Annotated in this window: 11 protein-coding genes; 4 read left to right on the top strand and 7 right to left on the bottom strand. The window is 50.0% G+C overall.

What is annotated here, in order from left to right; all coding sequences use genetic code 11:
* Nucleotides 1-5: 5 nt before the first annotated feature.
* The 5 genes from V6C93_RS00570 to rpsT all read right to left on the bottom strand — a co-directional run bounded on the left by V6C93_RS00570 (nucleotide 6) and on the right by rpsT (nucleotide 11,472).
* Nucleotides 6-4,070 carry a DNA-directed RNA polymerase subunit beta' gene (locus tag V6C93_RS00570; protein ID WP_333474690.1) on the bottom strand — a complete coding sequence of 1,355 codons (4,065 nt, stop codon included), beginning with the start codon at nucleotides 4,068-4,070 and terminating at the stop codon, nucleotides 6-8.
* A 106-nt stretch (nucleotides 4,071-4,176) separates the two neighbouring features.
* On the bottom strand, nucleotides 4,177-6,054 hold the full coding sequence (locus tag V6C93_RS00565; protein WP_333474689.1) for a DNA-directed RNA polymerase subunit gamma: 1,878 nt from the start codon (nucleotides 6,052-6,054) through the stop codon (nucleotides 4,177-4,179).
* 125 nt (nucleotides 6,055-6,179) lie between these two features.
* Nucleotides 6,180-9,500 (bottom strand): DNA-directed RNA polymerase subunit beta, encoded by a 3,321-nt coding sequence (gene rpoB / locus V6C93_RS00560; RefSeq protein WP_333474688.1) that lies wholly within the window; start codon nucleotides 9,498-9,500, stop codon nucleotides 6,180-6,182.
* A 629-nt stretch (nucleotides 9,501-10,129) separates the two neighbouring features.
* A complete protein-coding gene (locus tag V6C93_RS00555; RefSeq protein WP_333474687.1) occupies nucleotides 10,130-10,954 on the bottom strand; it encodes a TatD family hydrolase in 825 nt (274 codons plus the stop codon).
* A gap of 191 nt (nucleotides 10,955-11,145) precedes the next feature.
* A complete protein-coding gene (gene rpsT / locus V6C93_RS00550) occupies nucleotides 11,146-11,472 on the bottom strand; it encodes a 30S ribosomal protein S20 (RefSeq protein WP_333474686.1) in 327 nt (108 codons plus the stop codon).
* A 207-nt stretch (nucleotides 11,473-11,679) separates the two neighbouring features.
* On the opposite strand from rpsT, the gene hisD reads away from it, so the two are divergent.
* Nucleotides 11,680-12,987, top strand: a complete 1,308-nt coding sequence (hisD, locus tag V6C93_RS00545; protein WP_333474685.1) for a histidinol dehydrogenase — start codon at nucleotides 11,680-11,682, stop codon at nucleotides 12,985-12,987.
* Between the two features lie 322 nt (nucleotides 12,988-13,309).
* Complete coding sequence (locus V6C93_RS00540; protein WP_333474684.1) at nucleotides 13,310-13,732, top strand: universal stress protein; 423 nt, start codon at nucleotides 13,310-13,312, stop codon at nucleotides 13,730-13,732.
* 4 nt (nucleotides 13,733-13,736) lie between these two features.
* Here V6C93_RS00540 and V6C93_RS00535 read toward each other — a convergent pair whose 3' ends face one another.
* Together V6C93_RS00535 and V6C93_RS00530 are read right to left on the bottom strand one after the other, a co-directional pair.
* Nucleotides 13,737-16,721: a PAS domain S-box protein gene (locus tag V6C93_RS00535; protein WP_333474683.1), complete on the bottom strand. Its 2,985-nt coding sequence runs from the start codon at nucleotides 16,719-16,721 to the stop codon at nucleotides 13,737-13,739.
* Nucleotides 16,722-17,138: 417 nt separating this feature from the next.
* On the bottom strand, nucleotides 17,139-17,522 hold the full coding sequence (locus tag V6C93_RS00530) for a hypothetical protein (RefSeq protein WP_333474682.1): 384 nt from the start codon (nucleotides 17,520-17,522) through the stop codon (nucleotides 17,139-17,141).
* Nucleotides 17,523-17,775: 253 nt separating this feature from the next.
* Between V6C93_RS00530 and V6C93_RS00525 the strand changes: the two genes are divergently transcribed.
* On the top strand, nucleotides 17,776-18,534 hold the full coding sequence (locus tag V6C93_RS00525; protein WP_333474681.1) for a peptidylprolyl isomerase: 759 nt from the start codon (nucleotides 17,776-17,778) through the stop codon (nucleotides 18,532-18,534).
* Between the two features lie 31 nt (nucleotides 18,535-18,565).
* A partial coding sequence (locus V6C93_RS00520; RefSeq protein ID WP_349262578.1) for a type I secretion system permease/ATPase occupies nucleotides 18,566-20,994 on the top strand: 2,429 nt, incomplete at its 3' end.

The raw sequence follows: 20,994 nt of genomic DNA, 5'->3' as shown, positions 1-20,994 counted from the left end.
TTAGGTTAGTCCTCATCATCGTCATCATCATCCAGGTAACCATCGAAATCGGCGTCCTCGTCATCATCATCCTTGATAACTGACGGGAAACCGTTTGCTCCCATCCCGAAACCAGGCGTCCGCTCCTCCAAACTGTAAGCGCGAGCTGTCCGGTCATCGAGTACCACATCTAAAGGATCATCTTGATCTAAATCAGCATCGATGCGTTCTCCATAGCCGTAGACTCCTGCTCCACCCGCTGAGTAATCAGGCTCAATAGAGCTGAGTGTTGGGTCTTCATAAGCGTTGTACCCAGTTCCTGCCGGAATCAGGCGTCCAATAATGACGTTCTCCTTCAGACCCCGCAGCCAGTCAGATTTGCCTTCAATGGCAGCTTCCGTGAGGACACGGGTAGTTTCTTGGAAGCTTGCTGCTGAGATGAAGCTATCGGTGTTGAGTGAGGCTTTGGTAATCCCCAAAAGCACGGGCGTATATTGTGCAGGTGCGCCTCCGGTGATAGCCATTGCTTCATTCACCGTCTCAATCTGCCGCAACTCTACGAGTTCCCCAGGCAACATCGTGGTATCGCCGCCATCATCCACCCGAACTTTGGATGTCATTTGGCGAACAATCACCTCAATGTGCTTGTCAGAAATATCAATCCCTTGAGATTGATACACGGACTGCACCTCATTAACCAAGAACCGCTGTGCCTCCGAGAGTCCCACTAGTGCTGCTTCATAGACTCCTTTTTCTTCCAGCATGTAATTGAAGAAAATCTCTAGAATCTCATGGGGATTAGCCGGTCCATCTGTGAGTGCTTGAGCCACAATGACTCGCTGACTATCAGTAACCAGCGCATTCTGACCAGGCCCCACTGGGTAATCAGTAACAGTTCCGTCTGAATCAATTACCTTGATATCGACGGTTTCGTCTTGCTCATAAACGACTTGAGCTTCACCAGGGCGTCGGGCTAAAACGCAAGCTTCCTTGGGTTTGCGAGCCTCCAACAACTCCTCAATACGAGGCAAACCCTGGATGATGTCACCCGTCTTCGCTCGTTCAAACACGAGTAACACCAGGTTGTCACCCCGTTGCACCAAGTCGCCATTGTCAATCTGCAACACCGCACCCGCCGAAACACGGTAGGGACGAGCAATTCGCAGAGTCACCGAGTCACTGCTGACTTTAACCACCTGACCGGATTCTGGAGTGGGTGTCTCGCTGGATAGGAAATCTGTGGAAACGACCAAATGTCCGGCCTTAACCTTGGGTGTTCCACTGATCGGAACTGTAATCCGATCAGCATTGCGTACTATCAGCACCCGACGAATTGCTTCAGCACCCTCTCGAATCCCTCGAACTTCACCCGCTTCCTTACACTGAATTTCGGTGCGAGCGACTACGGCTCCAGCAGCAATTTCGTCTCCGTCGGAAACTAGAAGCCGTGTACTTGTGCTTCCACCCAAGGGATCGGCGGCGGTGTCACGGCGAATCACCAGGGATTCAAGAATCACCAGCTGTAGTCGCATATCCGTCGCAGCCGATGACGTAGTATCGCTATCCTCGTCGTTAGCCGCGTCATCCGTATTGACCAACTCAATGTCAGCACTGAGCTGGGCGGCACCCGCATGTTCATCCGCAGACTCTTGGAGCATTTCTAACACCAACTGAGTGCGTAGCAACTCCAGCCCTTCTACGGACTTCACCCGCTCTCCATCTTTATAAGGCAGCCGCTGTACCGCCCGCAGTTCAATCTTGGTTGCTCCACGAACTTTTCCTGCCTGGATGCTATCGCCTGCCGCTGCGGTATTATCTTTCCTGTTAATCGAAGCCTGAGATGGCACCGGAGGCTCATCCGGCACTGGAAACTCGATCACTGGTCGCAACAGCAGTGCTGCACCTTCTGGAGTTTCCACAGCTTCGCCATAACGCAGCTCTTCGGTGACAAGCCCCGGTATGGCTTCCGTGCCGGGATACACTAACTGACCCTCGGTGATAAAAGCTTCTGGGATTTCATCAACCAGATGCAATTCCCCTGGCTTAATCACAATTTCGCGAAGGATGTCGTTCTTCTGAACGACCTCCACAATACCCCCGGATTGGCAGAAGATGTCTTTCACCACCTCGGTTCCGGCTTCTACATATTGACCGTCTTCCACCAACAGTAACGAGATATCTTTGTTGACCTCGTGACATTCTTCGGGAATCCAGAGCAAGGTACCGCCTTTTACGACTTCATAACCCTGCTTGGCCTTACCGCGTTTAGAAACCTCGACGCCAGCATATTTAACGATGCCACCGGTCTGGGTGCGATACCGATCATCAATGAGTTCCGCAACCACCTGATTGTGGAGTACTTTTGTCCCTGGCGTTGCCTTAAGTAAGAAACGCTGATTATTGGTGGTGTAAATCACATACTGATCGCGACCTCCGCTACTTTCTATCCGTACTGTTGCTTGGTCTAACAGCACTGAAGCGGTGATGATGTCAATTTCCCGCTTACCGGCGGTAAGTCGAACCACACCCCCATTGGCGGTGACTAACTTGGTTTCCGCGAGTACACTGCCTTGGTGGACGGCATCACCGTTTTTAACAACAGGTTCTGCACCAGGGGGTAGGTTGTACACTTCTCCCGATAACACCCAGAGTAAACCGCCCCGCTGAGCAATCCGGGTGGTATTACCCTGACGGTCAGTTTTTTCCTCTGGAATCAAGTCAGCAAACAAGACTTCCCCGGCGAGGTCGCTAGCCACGTCTTTAGCGGCTTTTTCTGTGGAGAGGCGAGATTTCCCAAGTGCGACTTCTGCTAAGAGTTGATTTGTTGTTACTTTTTCCCCATTGCCCACCATTAGCAAAGAACCAACGGTTACTGGGAAAGTCTGGGGCTTTTGAGTCCCATCAGCGGGTTCCAAAATTAGGTCAGCCGCCACTTCAACTTGTTCGCGGTCTTCCCCGTGGCGAGTCCGCACGCCTCGGGTTCGTAGTTTTTTCGAGAAGCGCACCACCCCGTCAAACGGTGCCTGCACCTGTCGTGCGGCTTCACCCGTGAAGACACCACCCGTGTGGAATGTCCGCATGGTCAGCTGGGTTCCCGGTTCTCCGATCGACTGGGCGGCAATAATGCCGACAGCTTCTCCCAAATCGACCATGTGCCCGTGGGCTAGACTCCAACCATAGCAATGCTGGCAGACCGATCGCGAGGCTTCACAAGTTAGGGGCGATCGCACGAACACTTCCTTAACGCCGGAACGGGCAATTTCTTTGGACAACTCATCTGAGATATCCTGGTTGCGTTCGGCAATTACTTCGCCCGTAGTTGGGTGAATCACATCTTCTCCCAGGACGCGACCAAACAGACGGTCTTCCAGAGGAATCAAAGTGCGATCGCCATCGGTCATCGGTATGACTGTCACGCCTCGCGTCGTCCCGCAGTCCACTTCTCGCACGATCACATCTTGGGCCACGTCCACCAGACGCCGGGTGAGATAGCCAGAGTCAGCGGTTCTGAGCGCCGTATCCACCAAGCCTTTCCGTGCGCCATAGGATGAGATAATGTATTCGGTAACCGTTAAGCCCTCCCGGAAGTTTGTCTTAATCGGTAAGTCAATAATCTCTCCTTGAGGGTTGGCCATCAGACCGCGCATCCCTACTAACTGACGCACCTGAGCCATACTGCCCCGCGCCCCAGAGGTAGACATCATGTACACCGAATTCAGGGGATCAGTGGTTTTGAAGTTGCGGACTACTTCATCCCTTAAGGCTTCAGAGGTGTTATTCCAGGTGTCAATAACTTTTTGAAACCGTTCGACTTCCGTAATTTCGCCCCGCGTGTACCGAGCTTCTGTCGCCCGAATTTGGGATTCGGCTTCTTCTAGCATTTGGCGCTTAATCGGCGGTACTTGCAAATCATCGACACTGATCGAGATACCCGCCTGAGTGGCATAGCGGAAGCCCAGGTCTTTAAGCTGGTCAGCCATCTGGGCGCTACGAGCACTGCCATGTTTTGTATAGGCCCAGGATATCAGCTTTTTCAGTTCACTTTTACTAACAACCCGGTTATAAAAAATCGCTTCTTTCTGGTCTACCATCTGCTTTATCCTTCGTCCTCAGTCTTTAGTGATTAGTCCGAAAAGGAGTTGAAAGTTGGTCGGGAGTGAAAGTTAACCGATTCAACCTTCAACCTTCAACCTTTGACTAGCTAATCAACGCCTCTTGAATGGCTCTGTTGTAGATAATCCGACCTGGAGTGGTACGAACATACTGAGAAATCATCTGCCCATCAGCTGTTTCCCTCACGCGACGTTCTCTGTAATGCTTAGTTACGCTGCCATCTGATGAGTGTTCTGTCTTGAGGACTTCTTTGTCGGGTACAGCTGACTCGACGATGCCGTCAAAGCGCAACCAGACGTAGGCATGTAAGTCTACTTGCTTTTGTTCGTAGGCTTTGATCGCATCATCCAGATTGGCAAAATATTTCTCAGCGCCTTTTTGAGCTGCTTGATTTTCAGCCGTCAGGTAATAGCATCCCAACACCATATCCTGGCTAGGCGCGACAATCGGGCGACCCGTTGCGGGTGAGAGGATATTATGAGACGCCAACATCAACAGCCGTGCCTCTGCTTGCGACTCCAACGAGAGGGGAACGTGAACTGCCATCTGGTCACCATCAAAGTCAGCATTGAATGCCGGACATACTAAGGGGTGCAATTGAATGGCACGACCTTCGACCAAAATCGGTTCAAACGCCTGAATTCCCAAGCGGTGAAGCGTTGGTGCTCGGTTCAGTAACACGGGGTGACCGGCAATCACTTCTTCCAAGACATCCCACACGCTGGGGTCGCCTCGCTGAATTAGTTTTTTAGCCGCCTTGATGTTATTGACCAAACCTTGACGAATCAGTCGGTGAATAACGAAGGGTTGAAACAGTTCGATCGCCATTTCGCGGGGCAAACCGCACTGGTGAATTTTCAGCTTAGGGCCGACAACAATGACTGAACGCCCGGAGTAGTCAACCCGTTTACCCAAGAGGTTTTGCCGGAAGCGACCTTGCTTACCCTCAATGATGTCGGAGAGGGACTTGAGCGGGCGATTGTTAGCTCCCACAACAGTACGCCCTCGACGCCCATTGTCAATTAAAGCGTCCACCGCTTCTTGGAGCATCCGCTTTTCGTTGCGGACAATAATTTCGGGTGCCAGGATTTCCTGGAGACGGGCTAGTCGGTTGTTGCGGTTGATGACTCGCCGATAGAGGTCATTCAAGTCCGAGGTAGCAAAGCGACCCCCGTCTAGCTGTACCATCGGGCGCAGGTCTGGAGGAATAACCGGAATCACCGTCAGTACCATCCAGTCCGGCAGAGAACCTGTGGCGATGAAGTTGTCAATCACCCGTAAACGTTTGATTAGTTTGGCGCGTTTTTGCCCCTTGGCTGTGGTAATTTCTTCGCGGAGCTTTTCACCTTCATTGTCTAAATCAACGTCCTGCAAAAGCCGCTGGAGTGCCTCAGCACCAATTCCCACCTCAACACCGGTTAGTTGAGAATCTTCGCTGTAAAGCTGCTCTTCAATTTCCAGCCATTGATCTTCTGTCAATAGCTGCTTGTAGCTGAGGTTCTCGGCATTGCCTGCACTCAAGACAACATAGGCGTTGAAGTAGACAATCTGTTCCACATCCCGCAGGGGCATATCTAGCAGAATGCTGAGATAGCTGGGAATCCCCTTGAGATACCAAACGTGAGCCACCGGTGCAGCTAGTTTGATATATCCCATCCGGTGACGGCGCACTCGTGACTCGGTGACTTCCACACCGCAGCGTTCGCAGACAATTCCCCGGTGGCGTACCCGCTTGTACTTGCCGCAATGGCATTCCCAATCCTTGGCTGGCCCAAAGATTCGTTCGCAGAACAGCCCATCCATTTCGGGTTTGAGCGTGCGATAGTTAATTGTTTCCGGTTTCGTGACTTCGCCGACCACCTGACCATTAGGAAGGGTTCTTTCTCCCCATTGCCGAATTCGTTCTGGAGAGGCGATCGCAATTTTGACGTAGTCAAACCGCTGTTCTAGCTGATGTCTCATTCGATTAAGAGTTGAAGGTTCAAGGTTTAAATGTTGAAGGTTGAAGGTTGAAGGTGTTTTCTTAATTTGCAACGCCTAAACTCTTAACAACTTTCAACTTTCAACCTGCTCACTTTCAACTCTTTTTAGACTTCGTCTTCTTCGAGTTCCTCACGGTTGAGAGATTCATAAGTGGGTCGGCTAGGTGTCCGACGCCGATCCGCATCTGCCATCAGATCCACCTCTACATCGCGGCTTGTACCATCCTCGGCAGTTTCTACTTTGTGAACCGCCATATCTAAGCCCAACGACTGAAGTTCCCGCATCAAGACCTTGAAGGATTCAGGAGTCCCTGGTCGTGGAATCGCCTTACCTTTAACGATCGCATTGAGCGCCTCATTCCGTCCTTGCATATCGTCGGACTTCACCGTCAGCAACTCTTGCAGGGTATAAGCTGCACCAAAGGCTTCCAGTGCCCACACTTCCATTTCTCCGAATCGCTGACCGCCCTGCTGTGCTTTTCCGCCCAACGGCTGCTGTGTCACCAGCGAGTAAGGGCCTGTCGAACGTGCGTGAATCTTATCGTCCACTAAGTGAACCAGCTTCAACATATAAGCCTTACCCACGGTGATCGGTCGGTCAAAGGCTTCGCCTGTGCGACCATCATAGACCTTGATTTTTCCGGGGTGTTCCGGGTTAAACACCCAGTCCTGCTCTTCCTCTTCACTCGCTTGCTTCAGCTTGCCGTGAACAGTCGTTCGGGACGCCTCCTCCCCATACATTTCATCAAACGGCGTCAGCTTAAATCGGAGGCCCAAGTTTTCACCCGCCCATCCGAGTAAACATTCAAACACCTGACCGACGTTCATCCGCGACGGCACCCCGAGAGGATTGAGCACAATATCAATGGGCGTCCCATCGGGTAAGTAGGGCATATCCTCCATCGGCAAAATCCGGGAAATAATCCCCTTGTTGCCGTGACGTCCCGCCATCTTGTCGCCCACCTGAATTTTCCGCTTCTGCGCCACATAAACGCGGACAACCATATTCGCCCCAGGAGGTAGTTCATCCCCCTGTTCACGGGTAAACACCCGGACATCGACTACCCGGCCTTTCTCACCATTGGGTACGCGCAGTGAATTGTCCCGTACATCCCTGGCTTTTTCTCCGAAAATGGCTCGGAGTAATTTTTCTTCGGGCGGCTGGTCAGATTCCCCTTTGGGCGTTACCTTTCCTACCAAAATGTCACCGGCTTCCACCCAGGCACCAATCCGGATAATGCCGGTTTCGTCTAGTTGTCGCAGGGCATCTTCCCCAACGTTGGGAATTTCACGGGTGATTTCCTCTGGGCCGAGTTTCGTTTGCCGCGCTTCAATCTCGTACTTCTCAATGTGAATGCTGGTATAGACATCATCCATTACCAACCGCTCACTAATCAGAATCGCGTCCTCGTAGTTGTAGCCTTCCCAGGGCATATAGGCCACCAGGATATTTTGACCCAGTGCCAGCTCACCACCTTCGGTTGCTGAGCCATCGGCTATCACTTGACCGGCAACAACATCATCGCCCTCAAACACTAAAGGACGCTGATTTAAACAAGTATCTTGGTTTGATCGCTGATACTTCTGAAGTTCATAATAGGTCTCCCGACCCGCCTGATCCTTCACCCGAATGTGACGAGCATCCACCTCGGTCACTTCTCCATCGGTACGGGACACAATCACCATCCCGGAGTCCCGTGCGGCCTGGGCTTCCAAACCGGTTCCCACTAAGGGGCGTTCCGGTCGCAACAACGGCACCGCCTGCCGCTGCATGTTCGATCCCATCAGTGCGCGGTTGGCGTCGTCATGTTCTAAGAACGGAATCAGCGATGTTGCCACTGAAATAATCTGCACGGGCGACACCGCCACGAAGTCTACCTGATCGGGCGTCGTGGTGGTGAAATCTTGCCGATAGCGCACCGGCACCGACTCGCCTAAAATGCGCCCTTCTTCATCCATCGGGATATCCCCAGGAGCGACCCGCAGGTCATCCTCTTCGTCTGCCGTCATGTACAAGGGCGCACTGTCTTTGAGAACTCGCCCATTTTCCACCGGGTAAAATGGCGTTTCGATAAACCCGTAGGCATTCACTCGCGCATGGGTTGCCAAGGAGCCGATCAAACCGGCGTTTGGTCCTTCCGGTGTCTCAATTGGGCAAATCCGTCCGTAGTGCGAAGGATGAATATCCCGCACGGCAAAACCAGCTCGTTCCCGCGTTAAGCCACCTGGCCCTAGAGCAGAAAGCCGCCGTTTATGTGTTAATTCCGCCAACGGGTTCGTCTGATCCATAAACTGGGAGAGTTGAGACGACCCAAAGAACTCCTTAATCGCTGCCACTAAAGGTTTCGGGTTGACTAAGCTAGCCGGAGTGAGTGTATCCGCATCGCTCACGGTCATCCGTTCCCGAATGATACGCTCTAAGCGATTGAGCCCTACCCTGACCTGGTTTTGCAACAGTTCGCCGACTGAACGCACCCGGCGATTGCCTAAGTGGTCGATATCGTCCGTGCTGCCAATATCAAATTCCAGATTAATCAGATAATCGATCGCCGCTACAATATCTTGCGCCGTGAGTACCCGCATCGTATCGGGAACATTCAGACGCAGCTTTTTATTGATTTTGTAACGTCCTACCCGACCTAAGTCGTAGCGTTTCGGGTCAAAAAAGCGCGAATCTAACAGTTGCTGACCACCACTCACCGTCGGGGGTTCTCCCGGACGCAGCTTGCGGTAAAGCTCCATCAACGCTTCTTCTTCCGTCGGGTTACCCTCTTTATCCAGGGTTTTCTGATAGTAGTCTGGATGTCGCATGGCATCCATAATCTCACTATCCGATAGTCCCAACGCTTTCAACAGCACCTGTGCCGACAACTTGCGGGTTTTGTCAATGCGTACCCACACTAAGTCATTTTTGTCGGTTTCAAACTTCAGCCATGCCCCCCGGTTCGGGATCAGCGAAGCACTATACGTCCGACGTCCGTTTTTGTCAGTTTCAGACTTGTAGTATACGCCAGGGCTACGAACGATTTGGTTCACAATCACTCGTTCCGCCCCGTTGATAATGAAGGTACCCCGGTCGGTCATCAAGGGCAGATCCCCGATAAAGACCTCTTGTTCCTTAATCTCACCGGTTTCCTTATTGATCAGGCGGGTGGGAACATACATTTGCACCGCATAGGTGCTGTCTCGCCGCTTTGCTTCGTCAACGTCGTACTTGGGACGCTTGAGCTTATAGTCTTTCCCCAAGAAGTGGAGTTCCAGCTTACCTGTGTAATCGGTAATCGGTGAGAAACTGTTGAGTTCTTCAATTAGCCCTTCTTCCAGGAACCAGCGAAAACTGGAACGCTGAATCTCCACTAAGTCGGGCAACATATAGTTGGCTAGAGTGTATGTTTGAGTGGAGGGGGTGTAAATTTGATTATTCATGCGTCTCCTACATTAGGGGTGAGTCAGCGTCGGAATAGGAGTCCGAGCCAAAGAACGCCGCTGCAACAGCACCGATTGTATCCCTGATTGTTAGGTGATACTTATGCACAGAGTGAATTTTGCTAGATAACTGGCGATGATCGCTCATTATCTAGCAAGTATTGCTGTTGAGTTGTTGGCTGGTTGCAGCAACAAGATGATCTTGGGAAATGGCTAGTATCTCAAACTATGAACGTTGCTCTGGTTAAAATTTTATGGATTGGCTAGAGAGCCGATAAACCGCGTCTCTAGGACGTGACTATTGAATTCCAGGGGTCTGTGATGTGGATGAGTGGCAGCAATTGAGTAAGGGGAGGGGAAATTTTATTCATAGTAACTCTTCTTAATAATAGTATGTCGCAGAGAAACTGGATCTGACTAAAGGCTGAAGGCTGAAGGCTGAGAACTTCTGACTTCAGGCGGTACCCGGAGATTGAAACTTCTACTAAGCCATCAGCTAACCTATCCTTCTCTGGGGTGATGCCATCAACTCGATGGCGTCCGTGTTTGGTCTTTCATCCTAGGCCGATGCTTGTAAGTTCGCGAATGCTGCCCTAGCTCCTTGAGTGTTAATTAACTTTTCCTGCTTTTTACAGATTGGTAGTGTAGCATTCGGTGCTGGAGACGGATTCAGTTGGGAGGGTAAGACCGAAAAGCGCGATCGCATTCTGAGTTGTTTGAGTGGCTAGAGTTTCCAACGGTACATCTCGCAAGCTAGCGACACACTCTGCCACATAGCGAACATAGGCGGGTTCATTGCGTTTGCCCCGTTTGGGTACTGGTGCGAGGAAGGGGCAATCTGTTTCAATCAGGAGGCGATCAGAGGGCACCATCACTGCCGACGCTTGAATTGACTGGGCATTTTTAAAGGTCACGATGCCACTAAAACTAATGTAAAAGCCCAGATCCAAAAACCACTCAGTCTCTTCCGGTGTGCCTCCCCAACAGTGCATCACACCTTTTACGGAACCGTTCCGTTCCCAAAACTCTTGCAAAAGAGTTTTCATGGGGGCGGACGCGTCGCGGCAGTGGATAATCACGGGTAAATTTAGCTGCTTCGCGATCGCCAGTTGCGCTTCAAATACCGCTTTTTGCTGTTGCTGGTTCTCCGCTTTGAAGAAATCCAATCCCGTTTCCCCAATAGCCACCACTCTGGTATCGGAACGAGCTAAGGAAAGAATTTTGTTCGTTGTTTCGGAAGTCCACTTTTCGGCATCCAGCGGATGTAAACCTACGGCATAAGAGAGTTCGGGAAATTGGTCAGCTAATGCTCGAATAGTAGCCGCTTCAGACGGCTCCACGCAAGAATGCACAAGGCCAACCACTCCAGCTTGACGCCAGCGGTCTCGTATTGCCTCCAATTCTGACTGGAAGACATCAAAGTTGATGTGGACATGAGTATCTACCAACTGCATCGGCACAGTCTACAGTCCATGTTACAACTATTTTCAACAATTAGCAGGGGGCAACTCATTATCCTATAAGCTACGAGGGAGAGGAATTCCTGCCCCTCGCAACCTTGAGGTCGTTAATCATGGCCTCACGTAGAGGACTTTAGTACACTCTACTCGGGAAACCGAGTCCTTCCAAAGAAGGGTTTTTGCTATCAGGCAGAGGCACTGGTTTCCTGCGCTGGGGGATTGACTCCAGCCGTGATCTTTCTGATCCGAGCTGCCAGACGAGATTTCTTGCGAGCGCCATTATTGGGATGCAGCACCCGCCGCTTTACAGCTTTGTCAATTTTGCTGTAAGCCTGAGACATCGAACTCTCGACGGCCTGCAACGCTTCTGGACTCGGTTGACGAGCGTAATCTTCTACGGCCGAGAAGCATTTCTTCATCAGCGTCTTCACCGCTGACTTGTAGGTCTTATTCCGAACTCGGTTGCGTTCGGCAATTTCTATACGCTTGAGCGCGGACTTGTTATTAGCCACAGTAGCCTTCGGGGAACCTTACTTTCGATAACAAACAAAATACCTGAATGACCACTATAACATCTATGGAGAAACTATCGCGACCCTTGAAAAATCCAGGTTAAGCTATAGGAGTAAGTCCGGGGACGATGCGTCCTTCTTGTCGAAGGGGAGGCTGATGGGCCGAGTCTCGGACGGGTAATACCTAAGGATGGGCACTCCGACTCCATGCTGCGAATCATTACTCAGCAGGCTGAGGCACAAACTGAACTGCGACGTATCCGCGATCGCACTTCCCAAGACCACGTTATTCATAAAGAGTCAACGGTGCAAGAGGTCTTACAGGCGGTCAAACGCCAGGGAGACAAAGCACTCTTGCACTATACCGAAGAATTCGATCACCAAACCTTAAGTATCGACGGGCTGCGCGTCAGTGGGTCAGAATTGGATGCTGCCTACCAGCAGGTATCCAAGGAATTACTCGATGCCATCCAATTGGCGGCGCGACAAATAGAGGCATTTCATCGGCAGCGCGTCCCGAAATCTTGGGTACACTTTGGCGACGATGATGTAGTTCTAGGCAAGCGCTATACGCCAGTGGATCGAGCCGGACTGTATGTTCCTGGGGGGAGAGCGTGTTATCCCAGTACCGTGTTGATGAACGCCATCCCCGCGAAGGTGGCAAAGGTGCCTCAGGTTGTGATGGTGACACCACCCGGTCCGGATAAAACCATTAATCCCGCCGTCCTAGTGGCAGCACAGGAAGCTGGGGTACAAGAGATTTACCGGGTCGGTGGAGCTCAGGCGATCGCCGCTTTAGCTTACGGCACGGAAACCATTCCTAAAGTCGATGTGATTACTGGCCCAGGCAACATTTACGTCACCCTGGCCAAAAAACTGGTTTACGGAACAGTAGGCATTGACTCCCTGGCTGGCCCCTCGGAGGTGCTAATCATCGCGGATCAGGCCGCTAATCCGGCCTATATTGCGGCTGATCTGCTGGCTCAAGCCGAACACGACCCAATGGCTGCTGCCATTCTCTTAACACCCGATATCCAACTAGCCAAACAAGTGCAGAAAGAGGTGGAATGGCAACTCAAAGACCATCCGCGACGCCTGCTGACCGAAAAAGCGATCGCGCACTTTGGTTTAATTGTCCTAGTAGATTCCCTGGATGAGGCGGCGGAACTCTCTAATGAGTTTGCCCCGGAACACCTGGAACTCGAAATTGCTGAACCTTGGGACTTACTCGAAAAAATTCGCCACGCTGGAGCAATTTTCTTGGGTCACTCCACCCCCGAAGCCGTGGGAGACTACCTAGCGGGCCCAAATCATACGCTGCCGACCTCCGGTGCTGCCCGCTACGCTTCTGCTTTGGGTGTCGAAACCTTTATGAAGCACTCCAGTTTGATTCAGTATTCATCTACAGCCCTCGACAAAGTTTCGAGTGCCATTCAGGCGCTGGCACAAGCGGAAGGGTTACCTTCTCATGCTGACTCAGTGCGATTGCGGACGCAGGAGGATCTTAATGAGTAGTAGACTTTGACTGTGGCCGAAAAATGGGAATTCAAGCCCTCTGGGAAAGGCTCAAGTTAGGTTCGATACTGGGTAGTTTTCTACGGGTCTTTGGTTTAAGCATTGCCGCAAGGATAGACAATTTAAAGGCGTGTCGATGAACTAAGAATGTCCGAACTTCTAGGGCGGAGAGTGTCAAGTCTCTATGTTGATTGATGGGTTCAACTCTGCCCCCCTGGTAGACAAATTCTCTACTCAAGGGGGACAATCCCAATAGCTGAAAGCTGAACGATCAAAGCGTCTTTGCGATCGCTCGCTTTGCTATCGCTGATAGGAGACATTGGTGTTAAAGACAATTCTTTTGGCTATTGACAGTTCAGAACATACACTGCGCGTGATTCAGTTCTTAAAGGAACTTCAATTACAGCCAGCAACAAAAATAATCCTTGCCCATGTCATTCCCTCGCCTGAGCCTGACATGGATGTAGCCGTTGACCGACCTCATACTTCAGAGGAGCTACTGTATCGAAATGTGGAAAAACAGCTGCAATCCTACCAAGCTGACCTTCCTGGCGACAGTACTCTAGAGATCGTTAGGGGTGACCCAGCTGGCGAAATCATCCGCCTTGCTCATATACACCAGGCTGACTTAATTGTGATTGGCAGTCGCGGTCTCACGGGTCTCCAGCGAATTTTAGAAGGCTCAGTTAGTAGCCAAGTGGTGGCTGAGGCTCCCTGTTCGGTGCTGGTAGTCAAGCCAGACTAGCGCCCTAAACAGCAGTCGCAGTGGATAACTTGGGTTGTCGGATTGGCAGCTCAATCACAAACTCGGCTCCTTGACCCAGTTCGGAAATGCACGTTAGATTACCCTCATGTTGTTCAACGACAATCGAGTAAGCGATCGCTAACCCCAAACCTGTCCCCACACCAACGGGTTTAGTGGTGAAGAAGGGATCAAAAATCTGTTTTTTCACCTGCAAGGGGATACCAGAGCCGTTGTCGGTAATGCGAATCACCACAAATTGAGGTGGGGGTAAGGGGGTGTTGAGCATCCTGGAATTGAGTTGAGGAATTCTTCTGCTTTCCTCCTCTGGCGCTCTCCCCATGTTTCCAGTCTCTACCTCAGTGTGGATGGTAATCACTCTGGGTTCTGCTTGAGTTTCCAGAGCATCAATAGCATTACTCAAGAGATTCATAAACACTTGGTTGAGCGAACCGGGATAACACTCCACCAGGGGGAGTTGTCCATACTCTTTTCGCACCTCAATCCCTGAGTTTCCTGCATGTCCCTTCAGACGGTGTTGCAAAAGGAGCAGGGTGTTATCAAGTCCTTCATGAAGATTGGCAGGTTTGATTTGGGCTTCATCCAGGCGGGAGAAGTTTCGTAAGGAGAGGACAATTTCTCGAATGCGGTTGGTTCCTTCTTGCATCGAGCCAAGCAATTTGGGGAAGTCGGCGGCTACAAAATCCAGATCCAATGCCTCGATCTCCTCTTGGATGGCTGGCACGGGTTCAGGATAATGCAGGCCATACAGTTTTACAAGATTCAAGAGGTTTTGGGCATATTCATGGGCATAGGCAATATTGCCATAAATGAAACTGACGGGATTGTTAATTTCGTGGGCAATTCCAGCCACCATCTGACCCAAGCTGACCATTTTTTCATTCTGAATGAGTTGAGCTTGGGTTTGTTTGAGTTGGCGTAGAGTCTGTTGAAGCTCTTGGTTTTTGGCTCTCAACTGGCTCTCGGACTGGCGTAATGCTTCCTCAGATCGCTTTCGCTCAGTAATGTCTTGCTTCATCACCATACCCGCAAACACTTCTCCCCAAGCATTTCTGAGGGGCAGCGTATGCACTAGATAAGTACTGTTAGAATACTCCAACTCAAAGGTTCCAGCCATTCCCGATAGAGCTGCCCGATAATGAGGTTCTAGGATTTCACAGAATTCTGGCGATCTTGCCTCCCATAAGGTTTTTCCTTCCACTAACTCTTTAGACAAGCCGAGTGTGGCTAATGCTTCACCTTCAGCAAGGGTGTAGCGGAGATCTCGGTCAAAGGCTAGAACGGCTCCATTGGGAAAATGGCTGGCTAGGGTACGGTATTGCTCTTCACTTTTTCGTAGCGCGTCTTGAGCCTGTTTTTGTTCCGTGATGTCTCGCCAGAAAACGGAAAGTCCCGATCCACTCGGATAAGCGCGCACCTCAAGCCAACTGTTCAATGGTGCCGAAAAGGTTTCAAATATAACTGGCACTTGCTCCTGCATCGCTTGGCGATACTGCTGCTCAACTAGTGAACCCACGGCTTCGGGAAACACATCCCAAAAATTGGCTCCAATTAGTTGTTCTGGTTGTTGGTGCAACAGGCGCGAAGCTTCGCCGTTGATATAGGTAAAGTGCCACTGATGATCGAGGGCAAAAAAGGCATCGGTGATTCGTTCCAGGATATCGGCAATTTGCTGATGAGATTCCCGTAGTGCTTCCTCAGCTTGCTTGCGTAAGCGAAGCTCGTCGTAGACCTCGCTAATGTCGGTAATCATCCTCAAAACGCCGACAAAGTGTCCTTCTGCATCGAAGATGGGTGTCGCTGACACAAGCGCCCACAGGACGGAGCCATCTTTGCGGCGGAATTTAAAATTATGGCGTTCCTGGATGCCTTGGCGGCGACGTTCCACATAGACTTGTGCCTCTATGCGGCTGTCTTCATCAATGAAGTCAAACAGCGATCGCCCCAGCATGTCCTCTACTGTATAGCCCAGCATTTCGGCAATACGACTATTGGCAAAGGTTGTTTTACTATGGGCATCAAACATCCAGACGCCTTCTGTCGCCGTTTCCACGATTCGGCGATAATGAGCTTCCGATTCTCGCAGTGCCTGGGCACTTTGTGTCGCTTCCCTATCAGCTAGCTTTTCTTCTGTGATGTCTCGACAAATACCCAAAAGATACTGAGGAGTGCCTGTTTCATCGAACAGGGGGACTTTCTGGGTATGTACGATCCGTTTTCCTTGATGGGGTGTGATTAAGGGGGTTTCCGGGATATCCACCAGTTCACCTCCAGCTAGTACTTGTCGATCTTTGGCGCGTAAGTACCGAGCCTGTTGGGAGGGAAAAAAATCGTAATCATTCTTTCCCAATACTTCTTCTCTGGAATAGCCAAACAGTTCCTCACTGGCTTTGTTCCAGTACATCACGCGTAAATCGCTCGCATCTTTAATAAATACCGCCACGGGTAGATTTTCAACGATGGAGTTTAAGAAGGTTTGAGTGTAGCGTAAATCAGCTTCCGCCTTTTTCCGCTCTGTAATATCCAAAATGACCCCATCTAGCCATTGGATGTCTCCATTTTCGTCGGAAATACCCTGGCCTTTGTCATAGACCCAGACTATCTTGCCATTAGCTTGTACAATTCGGTACTCGATGACATAGGGCTGTTTGGCAATAACACTCTGTCTGATACCTTGCTCAATCTTCGTTCGATCTTGAGGGTGGATGATACTGGTAAAAGACCGTACTCGATTATTAATAAAGTCACTTGCCGCATAGCCAGCAACAGTCTCAATAGCTTCACTGAGGAAGACCATTGTTCTAAGAGATAGCCCTTGTAATTGCCCGTCGTATGTACAGCGGTAGACAGCACCTGGAATATTTGCAACTAACGTTCTAAATTGTTCTTCGCTGTGTTTGAGCAATTCCTGCGGCTCTGAGTTATGGGCAAAGGGGTGAGTCAATTCTAGGGAAGGGGATGGGATAGGCATCGGTTCCTCCACCTACGGATGCGCGATCAACTTAAGCTGAGGAAAGCGTTCTCCACTGTGGAGTGTATTAAATTATTAAGCTATTCTTTAATTTTATTATTAATTCATTAAAATTTTAGAAAATCTAAAATAGAAATATTTTATAATATAGATGAAATATTACTGAATATTGATGGCAATTTTCAGAATAAAAAAGGCCACATAAATGACAGTGTTCTTCTCCCTCTGTTATTACTGTTGCTAGAGAAAAATGACGAAACCCGAGTTTACATAGCTTCTGCTCTCTTCCCCCAACTTTTGGGGACTCAGGCTTCGCTTTTACACACATCAATACGTCGTGAATATTCTCTTGGTAGAAAAAATGAGGGATGAGAATATCCTCCCTCTTAAGTTAGATGGGATTAACCTTTTGTTGCTTTACCGCTGAGAGGCAAGAAATTGGCGCAGCCGCAACAGAGAGAGAGATTGGCCGAGATTCAGTGGCAATAAAGAGATACCTTCCAAGCGAGACTGGATCCAACCGTCTCCCCAATACCACTCGTGATAGCCGTCGATTCCCTGACTCAAGAGCAGGCGTAAGCAATTGGGCTGGGCAATCTCCACTTTGTGTTGAATGGCTACAGGACCCATCCATGTGGTGAAGGTCAGTCCCGGATGTAACTGTTCCGGTAGTCCTACGGAAAAGCGTTGCGGCCATAGCCATTGACGTAGGCGATCGCAATGGAGCAAGCTGTCACGGATGGCGATTTGTGGTGCTTCCACTTCAATTCGGATATGGCTTTGTTGAAAGGTTCCTAGCATGTTATTGTGATTCAGTTTAAATCAAATTTTGACGTTAATAATTTTCCGTGTCTTCCAAACTCCTCTGTTCCCCGGTCGAAATCAACATCAAACTTTAGATAGTTGTAGAGGGCAATTTCTGGGGATGGAAAGATAATAGGTCTTGACAATCAACTTCTTGCATAAATGGCAAAGCCAGGGAGGATAGGTTCTACAGCTATGTAGCAACAATCAACTTTGGCAAGACTTTTTATCTATATTATTTGGTTATTTCATGGTATCCCAACCATTCTTGACTGTTGATGACCAGCCTATTAATTTGGCACAAGCGTTGCAATATCTGCAAACGTCTGGAAAGTTGAAAGCTTTCATTGGGGATATTCTACGCCAGCACGTTATAGACACAGAGCTGCAAACTCGCCAGGATCTTAACGTTAATCCAGCCCTAATCGAACAGGCGGTGATTGATTTTCGGCTACAACGTCAACTCACTGACCCTAAAGTGTTCGCCGACTGGCTCCAGAGTAACGGGCAAGATTACACAACGTTTCACACCTCAGTGGCTTTTGGCTTTAAGCTCGAAAGACTTAAAGCCCAGATAACGGAACCAAAGCTACAAGAATATTTTATTGAGCGCAAACTTTTTTTAGACCGGGTGGTACTGTCTCGCATTTTAGTGAATGAGCGGGAACTTGCGGAGGAGCTAGCGACGCAAATTGAGGAAGGAGCCAGTTTTGAGCCACTGGCTAGAGAGTATTCGATCGCAGATGACCGCGTACTCAACGGCATGATGGGGCCAGTTAGTCGAGGAGCGCTACCAGATGCCTTGAGGGCAGCCGTTGATTCAGCTAGTTCTGGACAGCTCATTGGGCCGTTAGAACTAGAAGGACGTTGGCTCTTGTTTCGAGTCGAGCAATTTCTCCCAGCCTCATTAGAAGATGCTCAGCTTAAGCTCGCCCTCCAAAATGAGCTATTTGAGCAGTGGATAGCCCAACAAATCCAAAAAATGGCTGTTAAGCTTCAGGTAGGTTGAAATTTTGGATGAATCTGTAGACACAAAGGCGATGGACGCTGGTACGTCTCACTCTGCTCTGCCATCTATTCCTTGGGATGTCCCACCGCTTGCTCTGTTACGTCCGGAACAGCAAGTTCAATTTAAAGATCAGGCAGAGACTCGTCGCTACACGCTTGGGGAAAAAATTTGGTCTACAGATAGTCCCGGAGAGCAGTTTCTAGTGATAGCAGGTAAGGTGCGCTTAAGGGAAGAAGCAGCCACTAAGCCCTTAGCAACTTTGGGCGTGGGGGATTGGTTCGGTGATTTAATTGAGCTTTCCGGGTCATTCAAAGCTGTAGCTTCTGGGAAAGAAGTGGTGGTGGTTTGCTGGGATACAGCACTTTGGCAAGAAGCATTATCGCCAGAAATTGAGCAGTTCTGGAATCAAGCGCGATCGCGCCTTGCCCCTTCCAGCACCAACGCACCTCAACCGATTTCAGGTTATCCCTTTGTCTCCAGCCTCAATACCGCTGCGGCCTGCTTGACAATGGTCTCACAACAACGACAAAACCCAGCTCAACTCGATTGGGTGCAGCGCCAGTTGCGAGGACAACAGCCGAAACACCTGGTAGAAGCGGGTGAAAAATTGGGACTCCAGCTCAGACGCTTGCAAACAACCTGGAGTGACTTGCGACAACTTACATTCCCGGCTTTGTTGCACTGGCAACGGGAACACTGGGTCGTGGTTTATGGAGTAAGGGGCGATCGCATCATCATCGGCAACCCACTGAACCCTGATCGCACTTGTGAAAGTCTGCCCAAGGAACTGGTTGAGGCCGCTTGGGATGGGCAGCTATGGCAAGTGGAACTCATCCAGAAGCCGGACAAATTCAGCCTCGCGTGGTTTTTGCCAGCGGTTTGGCACTACCGCAGGTTGTTAGGGGAAGTTCTCATCGCCTCGTTCACCTTGCAGTTATTGGGGTTAGCAACGCCAATCCTAACTCAGGTGATTATTGACAAAGTGATGGTGCAGGGAAGCCTCCCCACTTTGGATGTGATGGCGATCGCACTTTTAAGTGTTGCTATTTTTGAAGGCATTCTCGGCATCCTACGGCTATTCATCTTTACCCACACTGCCCGACGCCTTGACTTGAGCTTATCTGCTCAAGTGTTTCGTCACCTGATGCGTCTCCCCTTGGCTTATTTTGAAGCACGTCGGGTCGGAGATACCGTAGCACGGGTACAGGAACTGGAAAACATTCGGCAGTTTCTCACCGGAACTGCCCTGACGGTTATCTTAGATAGCATTTTTGCGGTTGTGTATCTGGCATTGATGTTTTACTACAATGCCTTACTTACCTGGGTTGCCTTGGCGGTTATTCCTCTATTTGCTATCCTCACCCTTGTTTCTACACCGATACTCCGCAATTGGCTGAATGAAACGTTTAACCGTAGTGCGGATAGTCAATCATTTTTGGTGGAAACGATTACGGGAATTCACTCAGTGAAAGCCCATGCCGCAGAACGAACCGCACGCGATCGCTGGGAAGGATTATTTGCTCGCTACATTCGCACTGGTTTCCGCGCCTCCACGACATCCAATATCAGCAACAACATTGGCACTTTCCTCACCAATTTCTCTTACCTGCTCATCCTCTGGTTTGGAGCCAAGCTTGTGATTGACCAAAAGCTCACAGTCGGTCAGCTGGTCGCCTTTCAAATGCTTTCGGGACGAATGACTGGGCCACTTTTGCGGTTAGTACAGCTGTGGCAAAATTTACAACAAGTCTTGCTCTCAGTAGACCGGATTGGCGATATCCTCAACGTTGCTCCGGAAGCTGAACCCGGAAGTGGTTTAGTTCTTCCTCCCCTAAAAGGACAAGTTAGCTTCGACCAAATCTTCTTTCGGTACCGCCCGAACCAAGAAGCCATTTTGCGGGGAATTTCCTTTACTGTTGAGCCAGGGATGTTCGTCGGTATTGTGGGTAGGAGCGGTTCCGGGAAAAGTACCCTTTCTAAATTGTTGCAACGCCTTTACCAACCGGAATCAGGTCGTATTTTGATAGATGGCTTTGACCTAAAAAGTGCTGACCTCGCTTCTTTACGGCAACAAATTGGTGACGTTCTTCAAGAAGATTTTCTGTTCAATGGTTCCATCTTGGAAAATATTACCCTAGGTAATCCAGATATCAGTGCAGAACAAGTCGTAGAAGCTGCTCGGTTAGCCGTTGCTCATGACTTTATCAGTGAAATGCCCCAAGGTTATGAAACGAATGTTGGAGAAAGAGGTACAGCCTTATCTGGCGGTCAACGGCAACGCATTGCTTTGGCGCGTTTGTTCTTGTCTCAATCGCCTATTTTGATTTTGGACGAAGCAACGAGTGCTTTAGATAGTGAGACAGAGCAACAGGTTTTACAGAACATTCAACAAATTTCTCGGAATCGAACCGTCTTCTTAATTGCCCACCGTTTTGCCCCTTTGAAACGCGCTGACTTGAT

The sequence above is a fragment of the Allocoleopsis sp. genome (assembly GCF_036703385.1).
Classification (GTDB): domain Bacteria; phylum Cyanobacteriota; class Cyanobacteriia; order Cyanobacteriales; family Coleofasciculaceae; genus Allocoleopsis.
Note: the sequence above shows the minus strand (reverse complement) of the source record. Positions and strands in the feature narration are given on the sequence as shown.

Excerpts from the sequence above, each read along its gene's own strand:
- rpoB (WP_333474688.1), bottom strand. The coding sequence starts at position 9,500 with ATGAATAATCAAATTTACACCCCCTCCACTCAAACATACACTCTAGCC.
- V6C93_RS00555 (WP_333474687.1), bottom strand. The coding sequence starts at position 10,954 with ATGCAGTTGGTAGATACTCATGTCCACATCAACTTTGATGTCTTCCAG.
- V6C93_RS00535 (WP_333474683.1), bottom strand. The coding sequence starts at position 16,721 with ATGCCTATCCCATCCCCTTCCCTAGAATTGACTCACCCCTTTGCCCAT.
- V6C93_RS00565 (WP_333474689.1), bottom strand. The coding sequence starts at position 6,054 with ATGAGACATCAGCTAGAACAGCGGTTTGACTACGTCAAAATTGCGATC.
- V6C93_RS00570 (WP_333474690.1), bottom strand. The coding sequence starts at position 4,070 with ATGGTAGACCAGAAAGAAGCGATTTTTTATAACCGGGTTGTTAGTAAA.
- V6C93_RS00525 (WP_333474681.1), top strand. The coding sequence starts at position 17,776 with ATGGTATCCCAACCATTCTTGACTGTTGATGACCAGCCTATTAATTTG.
- hisD (WP_333474685.1), top strand. The coding sequence starts at position 11,680 with ATGCTGCGAATCATTACTCAGCAGGCTGAGGCACAAACTGAACTGCGA.
- V6C93_RS00530 (WP_333474682.1), bottom strand. The coding sequence starts at position 17,522 with ATGCTAGGAACCTTTCAACAAAGCCATATCCGAATTGAAGTGGAAGCA.